The organism is Stenotrophomonas maltophilia group sp. Smal13, from assembly GCF_030236855.1.
Taxonomy (GTDB): domain Bacteria; phylum Pseudomonadota; class Gammaproteobacteria; order Xanthomonadales; family Xanthomonadaceae; genus Stenotrophomonas; species Stenotrophomonas maltophilia_A.
Genome location: NZ_JASJSQ010000050.1, coordinates 16,177 through 36,104, shown reverse-complemented (window position 1 = coordinate 36,104; position 19,928 = coordinate 16,177). Strand labels below are relative to the sequence as shown.

The 19,928-nt window shown below is 65.5% G+C and carries 13 protein-coding genes; 7 read left to right on the top strand and 6 right to left on the bottom strand.

Features of this window, described 5'->3' with window-relative positions; translation table 11 throughout:
- The first annotated feature begins 241 nt into the window (after positions 1-241).
- Both QRO95_RS16170 and QRO95_RS16165 read left to right on the top strand, forming a co-directional pair.
- On the top strand, positions 242-1,180 hold the full coding sequence (locus QRO95_RS16170; RefSeq protein WP_049422688.1) for an AraC family transcriptional regulator: 939 nt from the start codon (positions 242-244) through the stop codon (positions 1,178-1,180).
- A 111-nt stretch (positions 1,181-1,291) separates the two neighbouring features.
- Entirely contained in the window at positions 1,292-3,463 is a 2,172-nt protein-coding gene (locus tag QRO95_RS16165; protein WP_285302993.1) for a TonB-dependent siderophore receptor, read from the top strand.
- Between the two features lie 17 nt (positions 3,464-3,480).
- Here the strand turns inward: QRO95_RS16165 and QRO95_RS16160 are convergent, their stop codons facing one another.
- The 4 genes from QRO95_RS16160 to QRO95_RS16145 form a co-directional block, all read right to left on the bottom strand.
- A complete protein-coding gene (locus QRO95_RS16160; RefSeq protein WP_285302992.1) occupies positions 3,481-4,587 on the bottom strand; it encodes a YdcF family protein in 1,107 nt (368 codons plus the stop codon).
- Positions 4,587-7,082: a TonB-dependent receptor gene (locus QRO95_RS16155; RefSeq protein ID WP_285302991.1), complete on the bottom strand. Its 2,496-nt coding sequence runs from the start codon at positions 7,080-7,082 to the stop codon at positions 4,587-4,589. Before QRO95_RS16155 ends, QRO95_RS16160 begins: the two co-directional genes overlap by 1 nt.
- A gap of 86 nt (positions 7,083-7,168) precedes the next feature.
- A complete protein-coding gene (locus QRO95_RS16150; protein ID WP_285302990.1) occupies positions 7,169-8,326 on the bottom strand; it encodes an ROK family protein in 1,158 nt (385 codons plus the stop codon).
- Complete coding sequence (locus QRO95_RS16145; protein ID WP_121503748.1) at positions 8,323-9,552, bottom strand: MFS transporter; 1,230 nt, start codon at positions 9,550-9,552, stop codon at positions 8,323-8,325. The genes QRO95_RS16150 and QRO95_RS16145 overlap by 4 nt, the downstream gene beginning before the upstream one ends.
- Before the next feature lie 189 nt (positions 9,553-9,741).
- Between QRO95_RS16145 and QRO95_RS16140 the strand changes: the two genes are divergently transcribed.
- Positions 9,742-10,224: a LuxR family transcriptional regulator gene (locus QRO95_RS16140; RefSeq protein WP_121503747.1), complete on the top strand. Its 483-nt coding sequence runs from the start codon at positions 9,742-9,744 to the stop codon at positions 10,222-10,224.
- 51 nt (positions 10,225-10,275) lie between these two features.
- Here QRO95_RS16140 and aceE read toward each other — a convergent pair whose 3' ends face one another.
- Entirely contained in the window at positions 10,276-12,948 is a 2,673-nt protein-coding gene (gene aceE, locus QRO95_RS16135; RefSeq protein WP_121503746.1) for a pyruvate dehydrogenase (acetyl-transferring), homodimeric type, read from the bottom strand.
- 244 nt (positions 12,949-13,192) lie between these two features.
- The gene (locus QRO95_RS16130; RefSeq protein WP_032128423.1) at positions 13,193-13,492 is read right to left on the bottom strand and encodes a hypothetical protein; all 300 of its coding nucleotides are present in this window, start codon (positions 13,490-13,492) and stop codon (positions 13,193-13,195) included.
- 138 nt (positions 13,493-13,630) lie between these two features.
- On the opposite strand from QRO95_RS16130, the gene QRO95_RS16125 reads away from it, so the two are divergent.
- The 4 genes from QRO95_RS16125 to QRO95_RS16110 all read left to right on the top strand — a co-directional run bounded on the left by QRO95_RS16125 (position 13,631) and on the right by QRO95_RS16110 (position 19,846).
- Positions 13,631-14,146 carry an RNA polymerase sigma factor gene (locus QRO95_RS16125; RefSeq protein WP_032128424.1) on the top strand — a complete coding sequence of 172 codons (516 nt, stop codon included), beginning with the start codon at positions 13,631-13,633 and terminating at the stop codon, positions 14,144-14,146.
- On the top strand, positions 14,143-15,165 hold the full coding sequence (locus QRO95_RS16120) for a FecR domain-containing protein (protein ID WP_285302989.1): 1,023 nt from the start codon (positions 14,143-14,145) through the stop codon (positions 15,163-15,165). The genes QRO95_RS16125 and QRO95_RS16120 overlap by 4 nt, the downstream gene beginning before the upstream one ends.
- Before the next feature lie 141 nt (positions 15,166-15,306).
- Positions 15,307-18,240 (top strand): TonB-dependent receptor, encoded by a 2,934-nt coding sequence (locus QRO95_RS16115; RefSeq protein ID WP_285302988.1) that lies wholly within the window; start codon positions 15,307-15,309, stop codon positions 18,238-18,240.
- A 10-nt stretch (positions 18,241-18,250) separates the two neighbouring features.
- A complete protein-coding gene (locus QRO95_RS16110) occupies positions 18,251-19,846 on the top strand; it encodes an alkaline phosphatase (RefSeq protein ID WP_182267583.1) in 1,596 nt (531 codons plus the stop codon).
- Positions 19,847-19,928 lie beyond the last annotated feature (82 nt).

Sequence of the window (19,928 nt, the reverse complement as noted above, 5' to 3'; positions counted from 1 at the left end):
GCCAGGGCGGGCCAGCGGGACAGCGGGCACGAGAACAGGTGCGAGGATGCACAGAGGCCCACACTGCCACAGAATGGCTGCAGCAAGGAGATGGCGGCGCATGACACGATCCGTGAAGTTGATGTGAAATGTTATAACGTAACTCTTTGTATCGACAAGGGCGGATTGGGCCTTGCCACCAGGGCTGGATATGAGAACGGTTCTCATATGAGAATGGCGGGTGATTCTTCACGGGCGCACCATGCACAGCCTCACCCTCGCCGACCTGGACCGCTTGGGCCGCAGCAGTGGTTTCCGCTATCGGCTGCCAGCACTCGCGTCCGCCGCCGATTCGGGCGCGCTGTGCGTGGTCGAGGGCAGGGTGGAACAGCGCTGCTTGCGCCCTGGCATCAGCCTGGCGCTGTCGGACGTGGTCGCGCATCAGCCGTTCGAGGCGACTTCGGAGGCACCCCCGCCGTTCGCTGCGATCGTGATGCTGGAAGGTCGTGCCGGAGCACGCCTGGAAGGGCAGGCTGTGATCGGCATGAACCGCGGCGCCGGCGCGATGGTGTTGGCCGATGCCACGCCGATGACTGCGATTCATCCGGCCGGTCAACGGATGCGCAGTCTGAATGTCTCGCTGGATGCACCGGCCGAGATGGATGATCCGGTGATCAGCGAACTGCTGTTGCAGGCGCATCGCCATGGTCGCCGGCGGCTGCACAGCTGGCAGGTACCCGCGCATCTTGAACATGCCGCCGAACAGTTGCTGTCGGGGACCTGGCAGGGCGCAATGCATGCGCTGCTGTGCGAGGGTGTGGGCCTGCAGATGCTGGCGATGGCGTTGGGTGCGCCTGCCCAGGAGGCATCGCCGGACCAGCGTGTTTCAGCACGTGATCGCCGCATGCTGCAACGGGTGATCGACTGCCTGCAGGCATCACCTGCGGCTGACCACAGCCTGGAGGATCTGGCGCGCCTGGCCTGCATGAGCCCGAGCAGCCTGCGGCTGAAGTTCCAGCAGGTGCACCGGTGTTCGGTGTTCGCCTGGCTGCGCGAGCGGCGCCTGCAGCTGGCCTGCGAGCAGCTGCGGCAGGGCTGCAGCGTGCAGCAGGCCGCACATTTCGTCGGCTACCGGCACGCCACCAATTTCGCGACCGCATTCCGCGCGCGCTACGGCATCGCGCCCAGCGAGCTTCGCTGAGTCCGGACCACCGTCGGCAGTGCGCATACGCCTGCTGCGTCCGCGCATACGTACGCTCACGCTCAAATGACAATAATTCTCATCCAGCCTTTCCTTCCCGCTGGATCTCCGATGCCTGCCTGTTTCCGCCCGTGTGCCCTGGCTAGCGCCATCGGCACGACCCTGGCGCTGTTCAACGCTGCCCACGCCGCCGAACGCGCCCCTGCCGCGACGACCTCCCAGCTCCCGACCGTGCAGGTCACTGCCGACCTTGATGGCAGCACCGAAACGTCGCGTTCGTACACCACCGATTCGATGGGCACGGCGACCGGACTGTCGCTGACCTCGCGGCAGACCCCGCAATCCGTCAGCGTGGTCACCCGCCAGCAGATCGAGGACCGTGGCCTGCTCAGCACCGCCGATGCCCTGGCGACCGCACCCGGCATCTCGGTCACGCGCAGCGACGCCAACCGCTATTCGTTCTCCGCACGCGGCTTCGACATCGACAACTACCAGTTCGATGGCGTGGTGATGCCGGTGCTGTCGCCGTGGAATTTCGGCGAGAACAACCTGGACATGGTGGTGTATGACCGCATCGAGATCGTGCGCGGCGCCAACGGCCTGATGACCGGCGCCGGCAATCCCTCGGCGGCGGTGAACTATGTGCGCAAGCGCCCGATGCGCGAGTTCGCTGCCAGTGGTGGCATCAGCCTCGGCAGCTGGGACGCACGGCGCGCGTGGGCGGATGTGTCCAGCCCGCTGAGCCGGGAAGGGCGTGTGCGTGGTCGCCTGGTGGCCGCGCAGGCAGAGGGCGACAGCTACACCGCTGGCCTGGACAGTACGGCGAAGACGCTCTACGGCGTGGTCAGCGTGGACTTGGGCGAGGACACCGGGTTGATCGCCGGCATCTCCTACCAGGGCAACGACAACCGTGGCTTCGGCAGCGGCTTCGCGCTGTTCAACGCCGATGGCACGCGCACCCGTTTCGACCGCTCGGTATCAGCCACCGCGCCGTGGGCACGGATGAGCACCGATACCCGCAACGGCTTCTTCGATTTCAACCATCGTTTCGGCAACGACTGGCAGGCGCGCGTGTCCTACAGCCGCTCGCATACCGACATGGAAATGAAGCATCTCTATCGCGGTGGCTACCCCGATCCGGTTACCGGCGCCATGCCCAATGGCAACAGCTTCACCCGCTACGACGGTCCGGTGCGCCGCGAAGCGATCAGTGCCAGCCTGTCCGGTCCGTTCCAGCTGTTCGGCCGCCAGCACACTGCGTCCATCGGCTGGTCGCGCTCACGCGATGAAATCGCGCTGGGGCAGTACCGCGCGCTGGCGCCGCTGCCGCCGCTGGCCAGCTATCTGGACTGGCACGGGCCGGGCACGCCGGAGCCGACGTGGGCCAGCAGCAAGACCCAGGCCGACGATCTGGACAACCATCAGAGCGGTGCCTATGCGGTGGCGCGGCTGTCGCTGGCCGATCCGCTGCACGTGATCGTCGGTGGCCGCATGAGCAACTGGGAGACCGACCAGGTCTACTTTGGCACCAAGCGGAAGTACCGCTACCGCAACGAGTTCGTACCGTATGCCGGCGTGGTCTGGGACCTCAACGGCTACAGCAGCGTGTACGCCAGCTACACCGGCATCTTCAAGCCGCAGAACAACCGCAACGAATCCGGGCAGATCCTCGATCCGGTCAGTGGCCGCAGCTATGAGCTGGGCCTCAAGGGCAGCTGGCTGCAGGAGCGCTTGAATGCTTCGGCGGCGTTGTTCCGCACCCAGCAGGACAACCTGGCCGAGGCCACCGGCGGGCTGGTCGAAGGCAGCACGCAGGCGGCCTATCGCGCGGTGAAGGGCGCAACCGTGGACGGCCTGGAACTGGAACTGGCCGGCGAGCCGCTGCCTGGCTGGAGCCTGGGCACCAGCTTCACCACCTTCATCGCGCAGGACGCGCAGGGCCGGGCGATCAATACCGCCAAGCCGCGCAGCCTGTTCAAGCTGTTCACCACCTGGCGCCTGCCCGGTGCCTGGGATCGGCTGACGATCGGCGGTGGCGTGGACTGGCAGAACCGCATGTACCAGACCGCCACCGCGCCAGGGAATCGCCGTGTGCCGGTGGAGCAGCCCGGCTACGCGCTGGTCAACCTGATGGCGCGCTACCAGTTCAGTTCCCACGTCTCTGCGGCGGTCAACATCAACAATCTGTTCGACCGCCACTATTACTCGCAGATCGGCTTCTACAACCAGGGCTGGTACGGTGCACCGCGAAACGTGATGTTCACGCTGAAGGTCGGCTACTGAGGATGACGTCGCGCCTTTCAGGGGTCCAATGGATCCATCGGGTCGATGCGAAGTGATTCGGGCGCTGGCACGAACGTGATCGCGTACGGCGAAATGCGTGAACCGACCTTGCCGGGAACGTAGCCCAGCTCACGACGGTTGCGCTCATTGAACCCGTTGCTGGCGACCGAATCGATATGCGATGGACTGCTGACCACCAGTGCCGGTTGCTGCGGCGGTGCCTGCAGCGCGGTCAGCAGCCGCGCCGCGTTGCGCAGGTTGGTGGTGGTGTGGCGGGCATACGGTTCGATGATGATCGCATCTGCGGGAATGCCGAAGCGCGCGATCAGCGCTTCGCGCATCTGCACCGCTTCGACGCTTCGGGTGCCGCGTGGATGCACGGCGCCACCGGAGACGATGATGAAAGGTGCATCGCCCGCCGCATAGCGCTGCGCAGCGGCTTTCAGGCGCAGCTTGCTGCCAGCGCTGAGTGGGGTGGTCAGCTCGTCCGGTCCCTGGCCCAGCACGATGATCGCTGTGTACGGATGCGCATTCCAATCGAACTGCCGCGCGCGCGCGAATGGCGCGGCATTCATTCCCGCGTTGAGGGGCTCGAAGCGGATCGCATCGAGGCGGTCATTGGCATCAAGCAGGCCCACCGCCACGGCGATGCTGCGATCGAATGCGGTGTAGGCCGCGCCGGCGTCCACTTCGCTCATCTGCATGGCAATGGCAACATCTCCGGCCAGTCGCGTGCTGCCTGCCGCGCCGACCGGGCCGTCGATGGCGTCGTAGCGGGGCGGCTGGCCCTGGCCATAGACGGAGAGAATGTTGTTGAGTCCCGCCAGCTCTCTTTCGATGGCATCGGCGCGCGCCGGAACCGTGGTGGCCAGCAGATCGGCCTGCGCCGGCGTCCAGCGCGCTGCCTCGAGTGTGCAGGCCGCCGTCCGGCAGCCAGTCATGCGCTGCGTGCGTTCGACCATGAGGGCGCGCGCAGGGGCGGGCAGTGCGTCGTGCTTCAGCTGCACCAGGGTTGGAAACAAGCGCCCGGCCAGTGCCGCGCTGTCGCGGTCGTCAGCGGCCGCTGCAAGCGGCAGCACAGCCGTGGCCAGCAGGGCGAGGGACAAGCTCAATCGTCGGTGCATCACCAGCTCCTGCTGACCATCAGGCGGACGTTGCGGCCGAACAGCGGCCGTCCATAGATTGCCTCGGCCGAACCCTGGCCAGCCAGTGCATCGGTGCGGGTGTTGCCCTCGGTGAGCCCCTTTTCATTGGTCAGGTTGTCGCCCACCAGCTGTGCGCCCCAGTTGCCGCGCTTCCATGAAACGCCCAGACCCACGGTCTGGTAGGCAGGCAACGCGGTCTGGTTGAACAGATCGACATAGGACTTGCCGACCACGTCATAGCGCAGCCAGGTCTCGAACTGGTCCTGGCCGTACTGGAAACTGAAAGTCGGTCGCAGGTTGCCGTAGAGCTTGGGTTCGCGGACGATCTGCTTGCCGTTGACCGCGGCCGGATCGGCGCCGGAATCGTTCTGCAGGCTGTCGTACTGCGGATCGCTGACCGTGATCGAACCGGCGATGCTGAACCAGTCCAGCGGCCGGAACAGGCCATCCAGTTCGATGCCCTTGGAGACGGCGGTACCGATGAAGGGCACCGACTGGTCATTGCGGCCGGTCGTCGGATTGAAGGCAACGAAGGACGCGTTGAGTGGATCGAACTTCGTATAGAACGCGGTCAGGTACAGGTAGGACCGGCCAAAAGCCGCCTTCAGGCCCAGCTCGTACTGGTCCAGCTGGGTCTGCACGATGGTCGGATCGATCGAGCGCGCCACCGACGAATTGGGAACGATCTCCATGTGCGACACGCGGGCGTAGGCGCCCACTGCAGGGGTGAAGTCGAAGTTCGCACCGACCGTCCAGTTGGTGGCGGTCGGGTTCAGGCGATGGTTCTGGACGACGCCGGTGAACCGGCGTGTGGTGTTGTCGGCCAGTGTGCTGCGATCGCCGAGGTCGACCTGGGCGGTCTGCTCCGCATAGCCTTCATAGCGGTAGCGTTCATGGCGGATACCGGCATCAAGCTTGAAGCGGTCCGTCAGTGCCCACGTGTCATTGGCGTAGACCGCGAACATGCGGGCATCGACCTTACCGCGATTGAGGGTGGTGGTATAGCGCAGCGTGCCCTTGTCGGTGACATATCCCAGCGGCGTGCCATCGTTGCCGTAGGCCACCAGATCCAGCAGGCGTGGCTTGCCGCGCATCTCCATCAGCATGTCCTGGTACAGGCTGAAGGACGTGGTGCCGAAGAAGGCGGTGTACGCACCGATGTTCAGATCGTGGCTGCCCCAGGCCGTTTCAAACAGCCGTGTCGCGCTGAAGTCGGCTTGGCCGGAGTAGAAGTCCGAATCTGCGGCACGGTACTGCGCCGAGATCACCAGGCCGGAGTCGGCGTAGGGATCGTAGGCAGTGGCGCCGTTGCTGCCGGCCAGCGCGTAGCCCATCCGCGTGACGCCGGCACCGAAGGCGCTGCGGGCCGCGCCCAGATAGCCGTTGGCGAAGTTGCGTGCGTCGACCGGATTGGTGGTCGAGTACAGCGCGTCGAAGGTATTGCGGCCCTTGGTGTAGCCGGATTTCAGCGACAGGGTCCAGTCGGTGGCGGTGTTCTCGTATTGGAAGCCGATGTTGCCGAAGCGCATGTGGCGGCCATCGGCCAGATCGCGGTTCATGCCCTGCAGGACACCGCCGCCATCGAGGTACTTCAGGTTGACACTGCGCAGCGAGGGCGAGTTCAGGGTGCCGTCGAAGTAGTCGATGTAGGGATCCAGCGGGACGCTGGGATTGCGAGGGTCGGCGACCGGGATCGGCAGGTAGAACGTATTGTGGTCGTCAACGAAGGTTCCGCTGACCTTGAACCAGCTGGTGTCGTCGAAGTAGTGCTTGATGTTGCCGCGGATCTGGCCGCCCTTGTCGTTCGGGAAGCCGTTGTCGCGGTAGCCGTCGTGCTGGCGCAGGAAGCCACCGACGGCGTAGAAGGTGTCCTTGCCCAGCGCGCCGGACTGGTACATCTCGCCGCGGTACAGGCCGGTATCGCCGATGGTCAGCTGCGCCTTGCCGTGGGTCTCTTCCGAGCCCTCGGCCAGTATGTTGTTGACGATGGCGCCGCCGCTGCTGGCATAGATCGGCGCCGGGCCACCACGTACGATCTCTACCCGCTGGTTCATCACATCGAACCGGTTCATGCCGTCGCCGGAATTGAAGAAGTGACCATCCAGCTCCTGGTAGAGCGGCAGGCCATCCTGCTGGAAGGCGATGAAGCCACGATCGGTGGGAATGCCGCGCAGCCGGGTGATGTTCTGCACCTCGCCGCCGGTGGCCTCGACATGGATGCCGGGAACCGAGCCGAGCAGGTCGGCGTAGCTTTTCGGTGCGAGTTTCTGCACGTCTTCGCGGCTGAGTGAATTGACCGCGAAGGACGCATCGAAGCGACGCTGGGTGCGTGCCGCACCGGTAACCACCACCGCATCCAGCGTTGCAGCGTCGGCACTGTCCTTGTTCTGGACGGGGGCGTCCTGCGCAGACGCACTGCCGTGCAGGGTGATCAGGGCCAGGGAGATGCCCAGGACCAGAGGGCTGATGTTCATCGGAGGGCGGCCATGCAGGGAAGGGGGACCGCTGCACGGTAGGTCCGGGCGATGACGGAATTGTTTACTTCGGCGGAAATAAACAATTAAGCGAGGGCGTCGGCGCCCAGCTGATGGATCGGCAGCAGCGCCGCGCCCACCGATACCGCAGATCCTCCCAGCCGCGACACATGCACCTGCGGCAGGCGCAGGCTGTCCAGCGCACTGCTCCAGCGTGCCGGTTGCTGCAGGTGTTGCCCCAACACTTCCAGTACCTGCCTTGGCAGTGAGCCGGACAGGATCACGGCGCCAGGATCGAGCCATGCCACACCGGTATTGGCCGCCACGCCCAGCTGGTTGCCCGCACGTTCTGCCCAGGCATTGATGATGCCGGCATGGGTGTGCAGGCAGGCCTCCAGTTCGAACAGTGAAGGAATGCCGGCGCCGGCGTCGCGCAACGTGGCCAGCAGGTCGATGCCCGAGGGACGCGGTGCGTCCATCCGGAACAGGCGACCGATATCGCCGGCATTGCCGAACTCACCGCGCATCACATCACGTCGATGGATCACGCCACCGCCCACGCCGTGGCCGACATACAGCAACAGCGCCGACGCGCAGTCGCGGATCAGTCCGCTGTCGTAGTATTCCGCCAGCGCCGCCAGGGTTGCATCGTTCTCCACCCAGACCGGGAAACCGAAGTAGTCTTCGAAGAACTGGTCGTTGTCGATATCGCGCCAGCCATGCAGCCAGTCCACCGCGTGCCGGCGTGCCGGACCGGTTTCGACCACGGGCCCGGGAACCGCCACGCCGAGGCCCAGGAAGCGCGCGCGCATGAGCCCGGTGCGGCTGGTGAGGCTGCGCAGGCGCTGGTCCACCGCGTGCACGAAGTCGTAAGGATCTGCGCTGTCGAATGCGGTTGCATCGCGGGCGATGACCTGGCCGGCAAAATCCACCAACGCGATCTCCAGCCAACCGGGGTGCACCGTGGCACCGGCGGCATAGCCACCCCGCCCGGACAGTGCCAGTGGCACCGATGGACGCCCCCGTTGGCCATCGGACAGTTGTCCCTGTTCCTCGATCACCTCCAGCATCAACAGTTCACGCGCCAGGCGGGTCAATGCACCGTTGTGCATGCCCAGCTGGTGGGCAATGGTAATGCGGGGAACAGCGCCCATCGTGCGCAACAGCCAGATGATGCGCTTGTGGTCGGCATCCAGCGCGATCAGCGGTTTGCGGCGCAGCCGCGATGTAGGAGCCAGGTTCATGGGTGCAGCCCCTCGGTATGCGGCAGCGCGACCGGCCAGGCCAATGCGGCCAGCGACAGCAGACTGCCGACGGCAACCAGCGAGACCAGTGCGGCAGAGGTGCCCGGATCACCGGCCTGTATGCCGGGCAGCAGCTGGCCCAGCAGCAATGAGGAGGCGGCAATGGACAGTTTCATGGTTCCAGTGAGCAGCGCAAAACAGCTAAGGTCATCCTCGCGCCCGCTGCGGGCGGCATGGCGACGGGCGATCAGCGCGGTGCGCCGCCACAGCACCAGGCCGACACTGGCTACCGCCGCCCCATGGACAGCGGCACACGCAATCGCTACAGGCAGGGAGGGCTTGGCCTGGTAAACGCAGACGGCAGCGATGACCAGCACCGACATCAGCGCGATCAGGCCTGTCTCGCTGCACAGCGGGGGGCGCAGGCGCAGATGGAGCCAAGGCGCGACCACCATGCCAGCCACCATCGCGAAGGTCAGTGCTGCCCCATGTTCGGCGAAGGGGAACAGACGCCCGGCCAGGCCAACCAACGCGGTCTCCGCCGCCGCGGCCAGCAGAACCGGCAGCAGTGCCGGCAGCGGCAGGGCGCCGGCAACGGGCCTGCTGGTTGTGGCGGGCTGTGCGGGCGTGGCGACGCAGGCCAGGGGAAGCGCGGCGGCCGCGATCAGGATGCCGATGATCATGCAGATCAGCAGCGCGCTGCCACTGCCTGCAGATTCAGGTGCACCGACCACGCCGAACAGTGCTGCAGCGATGCACAGCTTGGAGATCGGTACCACTACCGCGCGAGCGGAAACGTAGCGCATGGCCTCGTTCTCGTCGCGGGGCAACAGCGAAGTCAATGCATTCTGGGCCACGTCGTAAACCGCGTAGCAGGTACGGAACAAGAGCGAGGCGGCCAACAGCGGCAGGAAGGCGGGCTCGGTCGCGGTGCTGGGGCTGAACAGCAGGCAGGCGCTGGCGGCGGTGCCGAGCCCGCCGATCAACTGCAGGCGCAAGGCGAGGCGACGCTGGTCGTGCAGGCGGGTGAACACGGCGGCCAGCAGCAGGTCGAGCACGCTGCTGTAGGCCAGGGAGATCGCCAGCAGTTGGCCGGTGTGGGCAGCCGACAGCCCCAGCCGCGCGTGCAGGTAGTAGCCGAGTGCCAGGTCCACGAACGACCAGACCAGAGTGCGGGCGAAGTGGCCGGCGGCATAGAGCTGCCGCAGCGATGGCTGCGCGTTCAACGCTGTTTTTGGGGGAGGAGGCCGGAGATCCGGGATCGTTCTACTACCCCTGTGTGACAGCGGTCTGACATGGTGCGAGGTCGGCCATTCAGCGAGTGGCTTGCAGCACACGCCGTGGGCGAGCAGCATTGACCGTGCTGCGCCCCACAACGCCTCACGCAGAGCCTTCTTCGCCGAATGGAGCAACGTATGAAGCTGTTGTCCGCTGTGTTGTTGTCTGCGCTTTCATTCCCCGCCGTTCCGGCGCTGGCAGTGGAGGCGTCTCCTTCACCGCTGCTGGGGCGCTGGTCGCTGGATATCGCTACGTCTGCGTTGCCCGAGGCGCAGCGCCCGAAGCAGGTGGTGCTGGAGTTCAAGGACGCCGGTGCGGGGCGTTGGAGTTCACACGTGGACATCGTCCTGCACGATGGCAAGACCATGAAATCCGACGGCACGCTGGCGCTGGATGGTACGCCGGGCGCCCTGTCCGGCACCTATGGCGCGGACAAGGCCAACCTGAAACTGCCAGCGCCGAACACCCTGGTGATGCAGCTGGTGGACCACGGCACGCCGGCCTCCACCCGTATCTATACCGTCGCGGCCGACCGCTCGACGATGACCGAGACCAAGGCGTTCTACGGCCACGACGGTACGCCGATCCTGCAGACCAATCTGTTCAAGCGAATGCCCTAGCGTTGCCGCCGGCACCACGCCCGTAGAACGGGCGTGGTGAATGCAGCAGCCTTACACCGCAGCAGGGTCGCGCTTGCCGGTGTCGATGCCGTACTTGTCGATGGCGTCCTGCATCCGCGCGCGCTCGATGCGGCCTTCGTCGGCCAGCGACTTCAGGGCGGCCAGCACGATGAAGTGGCGATCCACTTCGAAGAACGTGCGCAGCGACTCACGCGTGTCGGAGCGGCCGAAGCCATCGGTACCGAGCGCGGTGAAGCGGCGGTCGTTGATGAAGGGACGGATCTGGTCGCCGACGATCTTCATGTAGTCGGTGGCCACCACCACCGGGCCTTCATGGCCCTGCAGGCACTGCTGCAGGTAGGGCACGCGGGGCTCCTCGGCCGGATGCAGCAGGTTCCAGCGCTCGGCAGCCAGGCCATCGCGGCGCAGTTCGGTCAGGCTGGTCGCGCTCCACACATCGCTGGCGATGCCGAAGTCCTGCTGCAGCAGTTCTGCCGCGGCTTCCACTTCGCGCAGGATCGAACCGCTGCCCATCAGCTGCACGCGTGGCTGCGAGTCGCTGTCGGCGGCCGTCGGGTGCAGCAGGTACAGGCCCTTCAGGATGCCGGCCTCGGCGCCCTCGGGCAGCGCCGGTTGCGGATAGTTCTCGTTGAGTACGGTGATGTAGTAGTAGATGTCTTCCTGCTCGACGTACATGCGGCGCAGGCCGTCGTGGATGATCACCGCCAGCTCGTAGTTGTAGGTCGGGTCGTAGGATACGCAGCTCGGGATGACCGACGACAGCACGTGGCTGTGGCCGTCGTCATGCTGCAGGCCTTCGCCCATCAGCGTGGTGCGGCCGGAGGTGGCACCCAGCAGGAATCCACGGGTGCGCGCATCGGCGGCGGCCCAGGCCAGGTCACCGACGCGCTGCAGGCCGAACATCGAGTAGAAGATGTAGAACGGGATCGTCGCCAGGCCGTGGTTGCTGTAGGCAGTGCCGGCGGCGATCCACGAGCAGATCGCGCCGGATTCATTGATGCCTTCCTGCAGGATCTGGCCGTCCTTGGCTTCCTTGTAATAGCTCAGCTGGCCGGCATCCTGCGGGGTATACAGCTGGCCCAGGTAGGAGTGGATGCCGATCTGGCGGAACAGGCCTTCCATGCCGAAGGTGCGCGATTCATCGGGCACGATCGGAATCACCAGCTTGCCCAGTTCCGGGTCCTTCAGCAGGCTGGTGAGAATGCGCACGAAGCCCATGGTGGTGGACTGTCCGCGATCGCCGCTGCCCTGCAGCTGGGTATTGAAGATCGACAGCGGCGGCAGCGGCAGCGGATCGACCTTGGCCAGGCGCGCGGGTAGTTGCCCGCCCTGGATGCGGCGGCGCTCGGCGAAGTAGATGGCTTCGGCGCTGCCCGGTTCCGGGCGCAGATAGGGCATCTCCTCCAGCTGGTCGTCGCTGACCGGCAGGTTGAAACGGTCGCGGAAGGCGCGCACCGCGTCGGCGCTCATCTTCTTCAGCTGGTGGTTGATGTTCTGGCCTTCACCGGCTTCACCCATGCCGAAACCCTTGACCGTCTTGGCCAGGATCACGGTGGGCCGGCCGCTGGTGTTCACTGCCTGCTGGTAGGCGGCGTACACCTTCTGCGGATCATGGCCACCACGCGCCAGCGCCCAGATGTCGTCGTCGCTCATGTGCGCGACCAGCTCCAGCAGTTCGGGGTAACGACCGAAGAAGTGCTCGCGCACGTAGGCACCGTTCTGCGACTTGAAGGTCTGGTAGTCGCCGTCCACGCATTCCATCATGCGCTGGCGCAGCAGGCCGCTGTGGTCGCGGGCCAGCAGGTCGTCCCAGCCGCTGCCCCAGATCAGCTTGATCACGTTCCAGCCAGCGGCGCGGAAGGTGCCTTCCAGTTCCTGGATGACCTTGGCGTTGCCACGCACCGGACCGTCCAGGCGCTGCAGGTTGCAGTTCACCACGAACACGATGTTGTCCAGCCGCTCGCGGCCGGCCAGCGAGATCGCCGCCAGCGACTCGGGCTGGTCCATCTCGCCGTCGCCGAGGAAGGCCCAGACTTTGCGGCCCTGGTGTTCTTTCAGGCCGCGGTATTCCAGGTAACGCATGTAGCGCGCCTGGTAGGCGGCGGTCAGCGGGCCCAGCCCCATCGACACGGTGGGGAACTGCCAGAACTCCGGCATCAATCGCGGGTGTGGATACGAGGACAGGCCTTCGCGCCCGGCTTCGCGGCGGAAGTTGTCCATGCGCGCCGGATCGATGCGGCCTTCCACGTACGCGCGGCCATAGATGCCCGGCGCGGAGTGGCCCTGGATGTAGATCATGTCGCCGTCGAAGGTGTCGGTACGGCCACGGAAGAAATGATCGAAGCCCACGTCGTACAGTACTGCCGCCGACTGGTAGGTGGCGATGTGGCCACCGACGTTGGAATGCTTGCCGGCACGCAGCACCATCACCATCGCATTCCAGCGGATCATCGCGTTCAGGCGGCGCTCGATGGCCAGATCACCCGGGTAGGCCGGCTGGCGCTCGGGCGGGATGGTGTTGACGTAGGCGGTCCAGGCACGGGTATGCAGGTCGCCGTGCTGCTGTGCATCCAGCTCGCTGAGCTGGTCGATCAGGTAGTGCGCGCGCGGCCGGCCACCGGTCTGCATCACCGCTTCCAGTGATTCACGCCACTCGCGGGTTTCCAGCGGATCGGTATCGAAGGGAATGAGCGCTTGGTTCATGACTGTCTCCAGAGGGCGCCGGTCGGACTTCTGCCTGGGCGACAACACCGGCAGGGCGCACAGCACTGGAGCGGGGTCGCAACGGCGGGGCCGTGACGCGAAGGGCGACCGTGGCGGCCGCCGAGAAGACAAGCGTAGGCCCGGCCCCCCGGCTTCGATAGGCGGGCAGGGCTTGGGTCTCTGGCAAGCAAGGGTTGGCACGTGGCGCCGTATCATGGGCGGGCGCGCCGGGTGCGGCCGCTGATCAGGCCGGGGACAGGCCCGGGAAGAACATCGGGATGACCGCCACACCAACCCCCAGCAGGCACCAGGCCACGATCGGCAGCCAGCCTGAGAGCTGCTGGCAGCGTTCCGGCAAGCGGCGTCCTCCGATCCACAGCAGCAGGGTGAGCAGGCCCAGCGCGTAGGCGAGGGCGACGACCACCGGATGCACGTGGACGACACGGCTGGGCGGCCACATCTGCTGCTGGTAGGCGGTGGTGTGGGCGACCAGCAGCAGGAACAGCAGGCTGCTGAGGGTGTTGATGGCGGTGCGGGCGTTCATTGCGGGGCACTCCTTGTGCCGGCTGCTGGAAACTGCAGGGGCGGCATTCTAGCGGCTGCGTGCCGGCAGTTGAAACGCCACTGTCATCGATGGCCGTCACCCTGCGGGGCTTTCCAGCCTTGGGGTGGTTGGCCGGCCGTGAACAGCGTGAGGATCTGGGAGAAGAGCTATGCGCTGCGGCGGCGGCTGCTGCGCGGCTTCTTCCTGCGCCGGGGTTCTGCCAGCGAAGATGCCGAGGATCTGGCGCAGGAGGTTTACCTGCGGCTGCTGCGCAGCACCGGTGAGCATGCCGACGCGGTCGAGAACCCGGAAGCCTACCTGTTCACCGTGGCCGCCAATCTTGCACGGGAGCACGCGCGCGCGCGTTCGTCGCTGCCGCCGCTGGAGGACGTCGACCTCCTGGCCGAAGTGTTGAAGAGCGAAGAAGACATCGAAGGCGAATTCGAGCGCGCGCAGCGCTGGAGCGATATCCGCAGCACCATCGCACGGCTGCCGGCGACCACGCGGCGGGTGATGGAGCTGCATTATCGCGACGGGCTGGACTGCCCGGCAATCAGCCAGCAGCTGCAGGTCTCGGTGCATATGGTGCGCAAGCATATCGGCAAGGGGCTGGACGCCTGCAGGAAGGCGCTGGGCGCCAGGGAGCTCACATGAAACGGAATCCATCGGGTGCGGCCGACGACGTGATCGCCAGCGAGGCCATGGACTGGTTCCAGCGCAATCGCGAGGGCGTGCTGGGCGAGGCGGAGCGGGTTGCGTTGCTGGACTGGATGAAGCGCTCGCCGGAGCATGTGCGCGCCTATATGCACGCGCTCGCACTGCACCGGCAGATTGGTGAGGCGCTGCAATCGGCATTGGCTGAAGAGGCCTCGGTGCCGCCACAGCAGGCCGCTGCCAAGGTCGTGCCGCTGTTCGGACACGCACAGGCCCCGCTGCGCAGTGCGCCGCACAGCCGTCGCACGCGTTGGTGGGTGGCGGCTGCCGCAGCCTGTATCGCCCTGCTCGGCGTGGGCCTGGTACCGCAGCTGATGCCCACCGAGCAGCTTTACAGCGCCGGACATGGAGAAATTCGTGACCTGGTGCTGCCCGATCAGACCCAGGTGCGGCTGAACGCGGACAGCCGCCTGCGGGTGCGCATGGGCGGGTTCAGCCGCAGGGTGGAGCTGCTGCAGGGCGAGGCCACGTTCGACATCGCCCAGGACCGACGGCCGTTCGAGGTGCAGGTGAACGGATTGCAGATCCGCGATATCGGCACGGTGTTCGACGTGTCGCGACGGCTGCAGGGCACCCGCATCGGTGTGGTTTCCGGCGAGGTGGAAGTGTGGAGCCACGGTGCGGATGCGCGGCGTCTTGCACAACTGGGCAAAGGCCAGGTGGTGCAGGTCGACGCGCGCAGCCATGCGGTCGAGTCGTTGGATGTGCCGTTGTCGATGCTGCTGGACTGGCAGCAACGCAAGGTCTCTTTCCTGGACGAGCGGCTGGATGAGGTGGCCGCCGCCTTCAACCGCCACAACCAGGTGCAGGTGCGGGTGCTGGATGAAGGTGCGGCGTCGGCGCGGTTGTCCGGCAGCCTGGACGCGCATCGCATCGGTGCGCTGCAGACCTTCCTCGAGCGCGATCCGCGTTTCGTGGTGCGGCGCGAAGGCGACACCGTGCGGGTTGGCAGTCGCTGAGGTCGACATGGCCGTGGGTTGTCAGAAAAAATTCATCAAATCCGCGTTCTCCACTTCGGTGGATGCGGGCTCTTACTTGGGAGAAGCCGCTGCCGAGTCACGCAGCGGCACCTGCTGCTTTCTCTCTTCCAAGGACCCGTGATGCGCAACACGCTTTACCTGTCGATCATCCTCGCGCTGTCTCCCTGCAGCGTGCCGCTGGCGGCTGCGGCCACTGCCGATGGCCTCGAGGCCCGCGTTTCGGCGCCGATCGCGGCGCAGCCGCTGGCGCGCGCGCTGGAGCAGTTGTCGCGCAGTTCCGGCGTGCAGTTCCTGTATTCGGGCAGCGGTGAAGTGCACATGGCCGGTGCGGTGCCGCGCGGTGCCACCGTCAAGCAGGCGCTGGACGCGCTGCTGGCAGGGACCGGCCTGGGCTACACCGTGGTGGATGGCAACGTCATCGCCATTGATCCTGCGCCGGCACACAACGAACCGAAGCCGGCCGCGCCGAAGCCGCGCGAGGCCGAAGCGGTGGTGGCGCCGACCCTGGGCACGGTGAAGGTGATTGCTGCGCATGAGGTGATCGACCAGAAGAAGACCTCGCCGGTGATCAAGGATTCGGTGGTCTACGACGAGATGGACAGCTACGGCGACGAGACCCTGGCCGAGAGCCTGATGGCCGCGCCGGGCCTGAGTGCCGTGGAGGATGCCGGTGAGCCCCGTTACGTGACGGTGCGTGGCGTGCAGGCCAACCTCAACTACACCACCATCGACGGCATCGCGATTGCCAGCGTGGGTGGCAGTGGCTCGGGTGAGCGCATGAACAACCTGCAGCTGATTCCCAGCGACATCGGCACCCGCACCGACATCTACAAGAGCTTCAGCGCAGAGCAGGCGCCGGATGCGATCGGCGGCGTGATCGACATCATCAGCCGCAGTGCCTTCGACCGGTCCGGCAAGTACGTGTTCGCCGATGTGGCTGGTATCTACTCCACGGCCGAGACCAATGTCGAGCGCAGTGCCGGTGGCAACCACGAGACCCTGGGGCATTTCGGCAAGAGCGCCAAGATGGTGTTCTCCAACCAGTTCGGTGCCGACCAGGAATTCGGCCTTGTTGCGGTAGCGCGCTATGAGCAGCGTTCGCGCAACAGCGTCAAGCGCTGGGTGGAGTCGAACTACTACTACAACGACGCCGGCAAGTACCTCACCGACGGCACCACCGGGCCGGACGAGGCCAAGGGCTGGAACGGACTGCGTGCGCCGGGCAACTTCAGCACCGGCACCTACACCAACTTCATCACCAACTTCGGTGGCTCGGCCAAGCTGGAATGGAAGCCATCGGACGATCCTTTCTACGCATCGTTGCTGCTGTACTCGTACCGGTTCTACGAGAACTCGACGATGAACAAGACCGATCTGTACGGCAACGCCAAGTTTCCGATCCGCAACCAGACCGAAGACAGTGGCACCACCCAGATCAACAGCATCTACATCAAGAACCGCCACGACCGCTGGGACCGCAGCAACCGTGGCGCCATCGCCAGCTTCAACTGGGATATCGGTGATCGCTCGCGGCTGACCCTGCGCGGTGGCCACACCGAAGAGACCTTCCACAACAATCAGGTCTACTGGGGTGTGCGCGCCTACCCAAGCAATCTGTTCGTCGACTACGAGAACGACAGCCACGGCTTCCCGAACGCAGTGGCGGTTTCCGATTCCAGCCTGCTGACCAGCTCGGCGTTCAAGCTCAACCCGGCACAGGCCTATGTCTCGCCGCGCGACGCCAAGGAGAGCATCGACAACCTGCGTGCCGACTTCAGCTACAACATCGACGCCGATGCGCGTGGCTTCGGCCTGGCCGCCGGCGCCGAGTACCGCCATCTGAAGATCTGGCAGGACATCGACTTCGACTACTTCAAGAGCAGTGCCACGCTCAACGATTACCTGTATCCGGGTTCGACGCTGCTGGGCAGCGTGCCGGGCTTCCCGCTGATCGACAACCGCAAGTGGAACGAGGAACTGCTGCCGAAACTGGGCAACAACAATGCGGCGTATCCAAATGCCAACTTCACCAGCGACTACAAGTACGTGGAGGACATCACCAATGCCTACGTGTCCGCACACTACGCCTGGGACCGACTGCTGCTGATCGGCGGCCTGCGCTACGACCACACCCGCTTCGATGCCTACAGCCCATTCAGCGATGATGGCGGCACTACGTATACCTCTGCCTTCCGCAATACGAGCGGTGGCTACAACAACCTGCTGCCTTCATTGAATGCGACGTTCAAGTTGAGCGAGGACCAGCGCCTGCGCTTCTCCGCCAGCCGCACGCTGGGCCGGCCGACACCCAGCAACATCGCCCAGGCCACCAGCACCAGCTGTGGTGATGACGAGGAGGGCAGGGGCTTCTGCACCATCAAGCAGGGCAACGCCAACCTGCAGCCGCGCCGTTCCACCAACATCGACCTGGCGTGGGACCTGTACTTCAACGGCAACAACGGCCTGGTCTCGGTGGCACTGTTCGACAAAGTGATCAAGGACGACATCTACACCCTGACCACCTTCGAGAACGTTGGCGATACCCGCTACCGGGTCACCCAGCCGATGAACACCGACGAGTCCAGGCTGCGCGGTGTCGAGTTCGCGGTGGCCAACCGCAACCTGCAGTGGGGCCGCCAGCGCTTCGACATGTACTTCAACGCAACGCGGCTGGAAGGCCAGACCAACTACCGCATCAGTGATGGCACCGAACGCCGCCTGGACCGCCTGCTGTACCAGCCGGACTGGTCGCTCAATGGGTCGGTGATCTGGCGCATGCCGTGGAAGAGCGCACAGCTGCGCCTGTCCGGTACCTACCGCAGCCGGATGCTGGTCGACTTCGGCGATACCCAGTGGCTGGATTCGTACTACGACCCGTATATGACCTTCAACATGGGCTTCAGCCACAAGGTCAGCAGGCACGTGACGCTGAAGTACGAGGCCAAGAACCTGTTCAACACCCAGCCGACCTACAGCACCGGCCCGAACGGGCGCTTCCGTACCGAGATCGACGACTACGGCCGCTTCTTCTATTTCCACATCATCTACAACTGAGGGCGCAGCCGTGGATACGATCAATCGCAGGCGATTCCTGGCCCTGGCCGGCCTGTCTGCTGCCGGCGCGTGGATGGGCACGGCGCACGCGCTGGCCGCACAGACCGATGCCGCCGCGCTGAACCCGCGCAACCTGCTGGCGTCGCCGCGGTTCGCCAGCACGCCGTTCACCCTGGGCGTGGCCTCGGGTGATCCTTCGGCCGATGGCATGGTGCTGTGGACACGGCTGGCGACCGAGCCGCTGGTGTTCGGCGGTGGCATGCCGACCCGGCCGATGGTGGTCGAATGGCAGCTGGCGGCGGACGAGGGCATGCGCAAGGTGGTACGCCAGGGTTCGGCGATGGCGCATCCCGAACTCGGCCACGCTGTGCACGTGGAGCTGGGTGGGTTGGCGCCCGCACGGCCTTACTGGTACCGCTTCACCGTAGGCGGCCACGCCAGTGCGGTCGGTTGCACCCGCACGCTGCCCGCAGCCACGGCCGCAGTGGATCGCGTGCGCTTTGCGGTGGCCGGTTGCCAGCACTACGAAGAAGGCCACTACACCGCGTGGCGGCGCATTGCCGAGGAACCGCTGGATTTCGTTTTCCACTACGGTGATTACATCTACGAAGGCGAAAGCCAGCCGGGCCTGCGGAAAATGAACGGCCAGCCGTTCACCAACCTGCGCAATCATGTCGGGCCGCAGACCTACACGCTGGACGACTACCGTCGCCGCTACGCCCAGTACAAGAGCGATGCCGACCTGCAGGCCGCGCATGCGTCGGCGCCGTGGTTCGTCACCTTCGATGACCATGAAGTGGACAACAACTGGGCCGGCGCCGAAGACCAGGACGATACGCCCAGCGAAGTGTTCCTGCTGCGCCGCGCACAGGCGTTCCAGGCCTACTACGAGAACATGCCACTGCGCCGTTCGGCATTCCCGCGCGATGGCCACATGCAGATGTACCGGCGTGCACGCTACGGCACGCTGATGGACCTGCACCTGCTCGACACCCGCCAGTACCGCAGCAAGCAGGTGAACATGGCGCTGCGTGAGGAGGTGGAATCGCCGGAGCGCAGCATTGTGGGTGCGAAGCAGGAGCGCTGGCTGTTCGACGGCCTGGCCGATGCCGCGCCGCGCTGGCACACCATTGCCCACCAGGTGGCGTTGGGCAATTACATGCGCGAGAAGGACGGGATGGTGCAGTCGTCCGACGACCAATGGTCGGGCTATCTGGACAGCCGCCGGCGCCTGCTCGATCACATCCAGAAGGTGGGCTTCGGCAACGTGGTGACGGCGTGTGGCGACGCGCACCGGCATTACGCCAGCGACCTGGTGCAGGACCATCGTGATTCGGGCGTGGTCTCCAGTGAGTTCCTTGCCACTTCGATCACGTCCGGCGCTGATGGCCAGGGTGTGGATGCATATGCCGAGAACCAGCTGCGGCACAGCCCTTATCTGAGGGCGACCACCGACAAGCGTGGCTATGTGCTGTGCGATGTCACCCGTGATGCGTGGATCGGCGACATGAAGACGCTGGATACCGTGATGCAGCCGAACGGAACGGTGCAGAGCTGGAAGCGCTACGCGGTCGAGCACGGCCGGCCGGGGCTGCAGGAGGCCTGATCAGGCACGCCCCCTTGTAGAGTCGAGCCATGCTCGACTGCTTTTCGATCGTTCTTCGATCATTGACCGGAAAAAGCAGTCG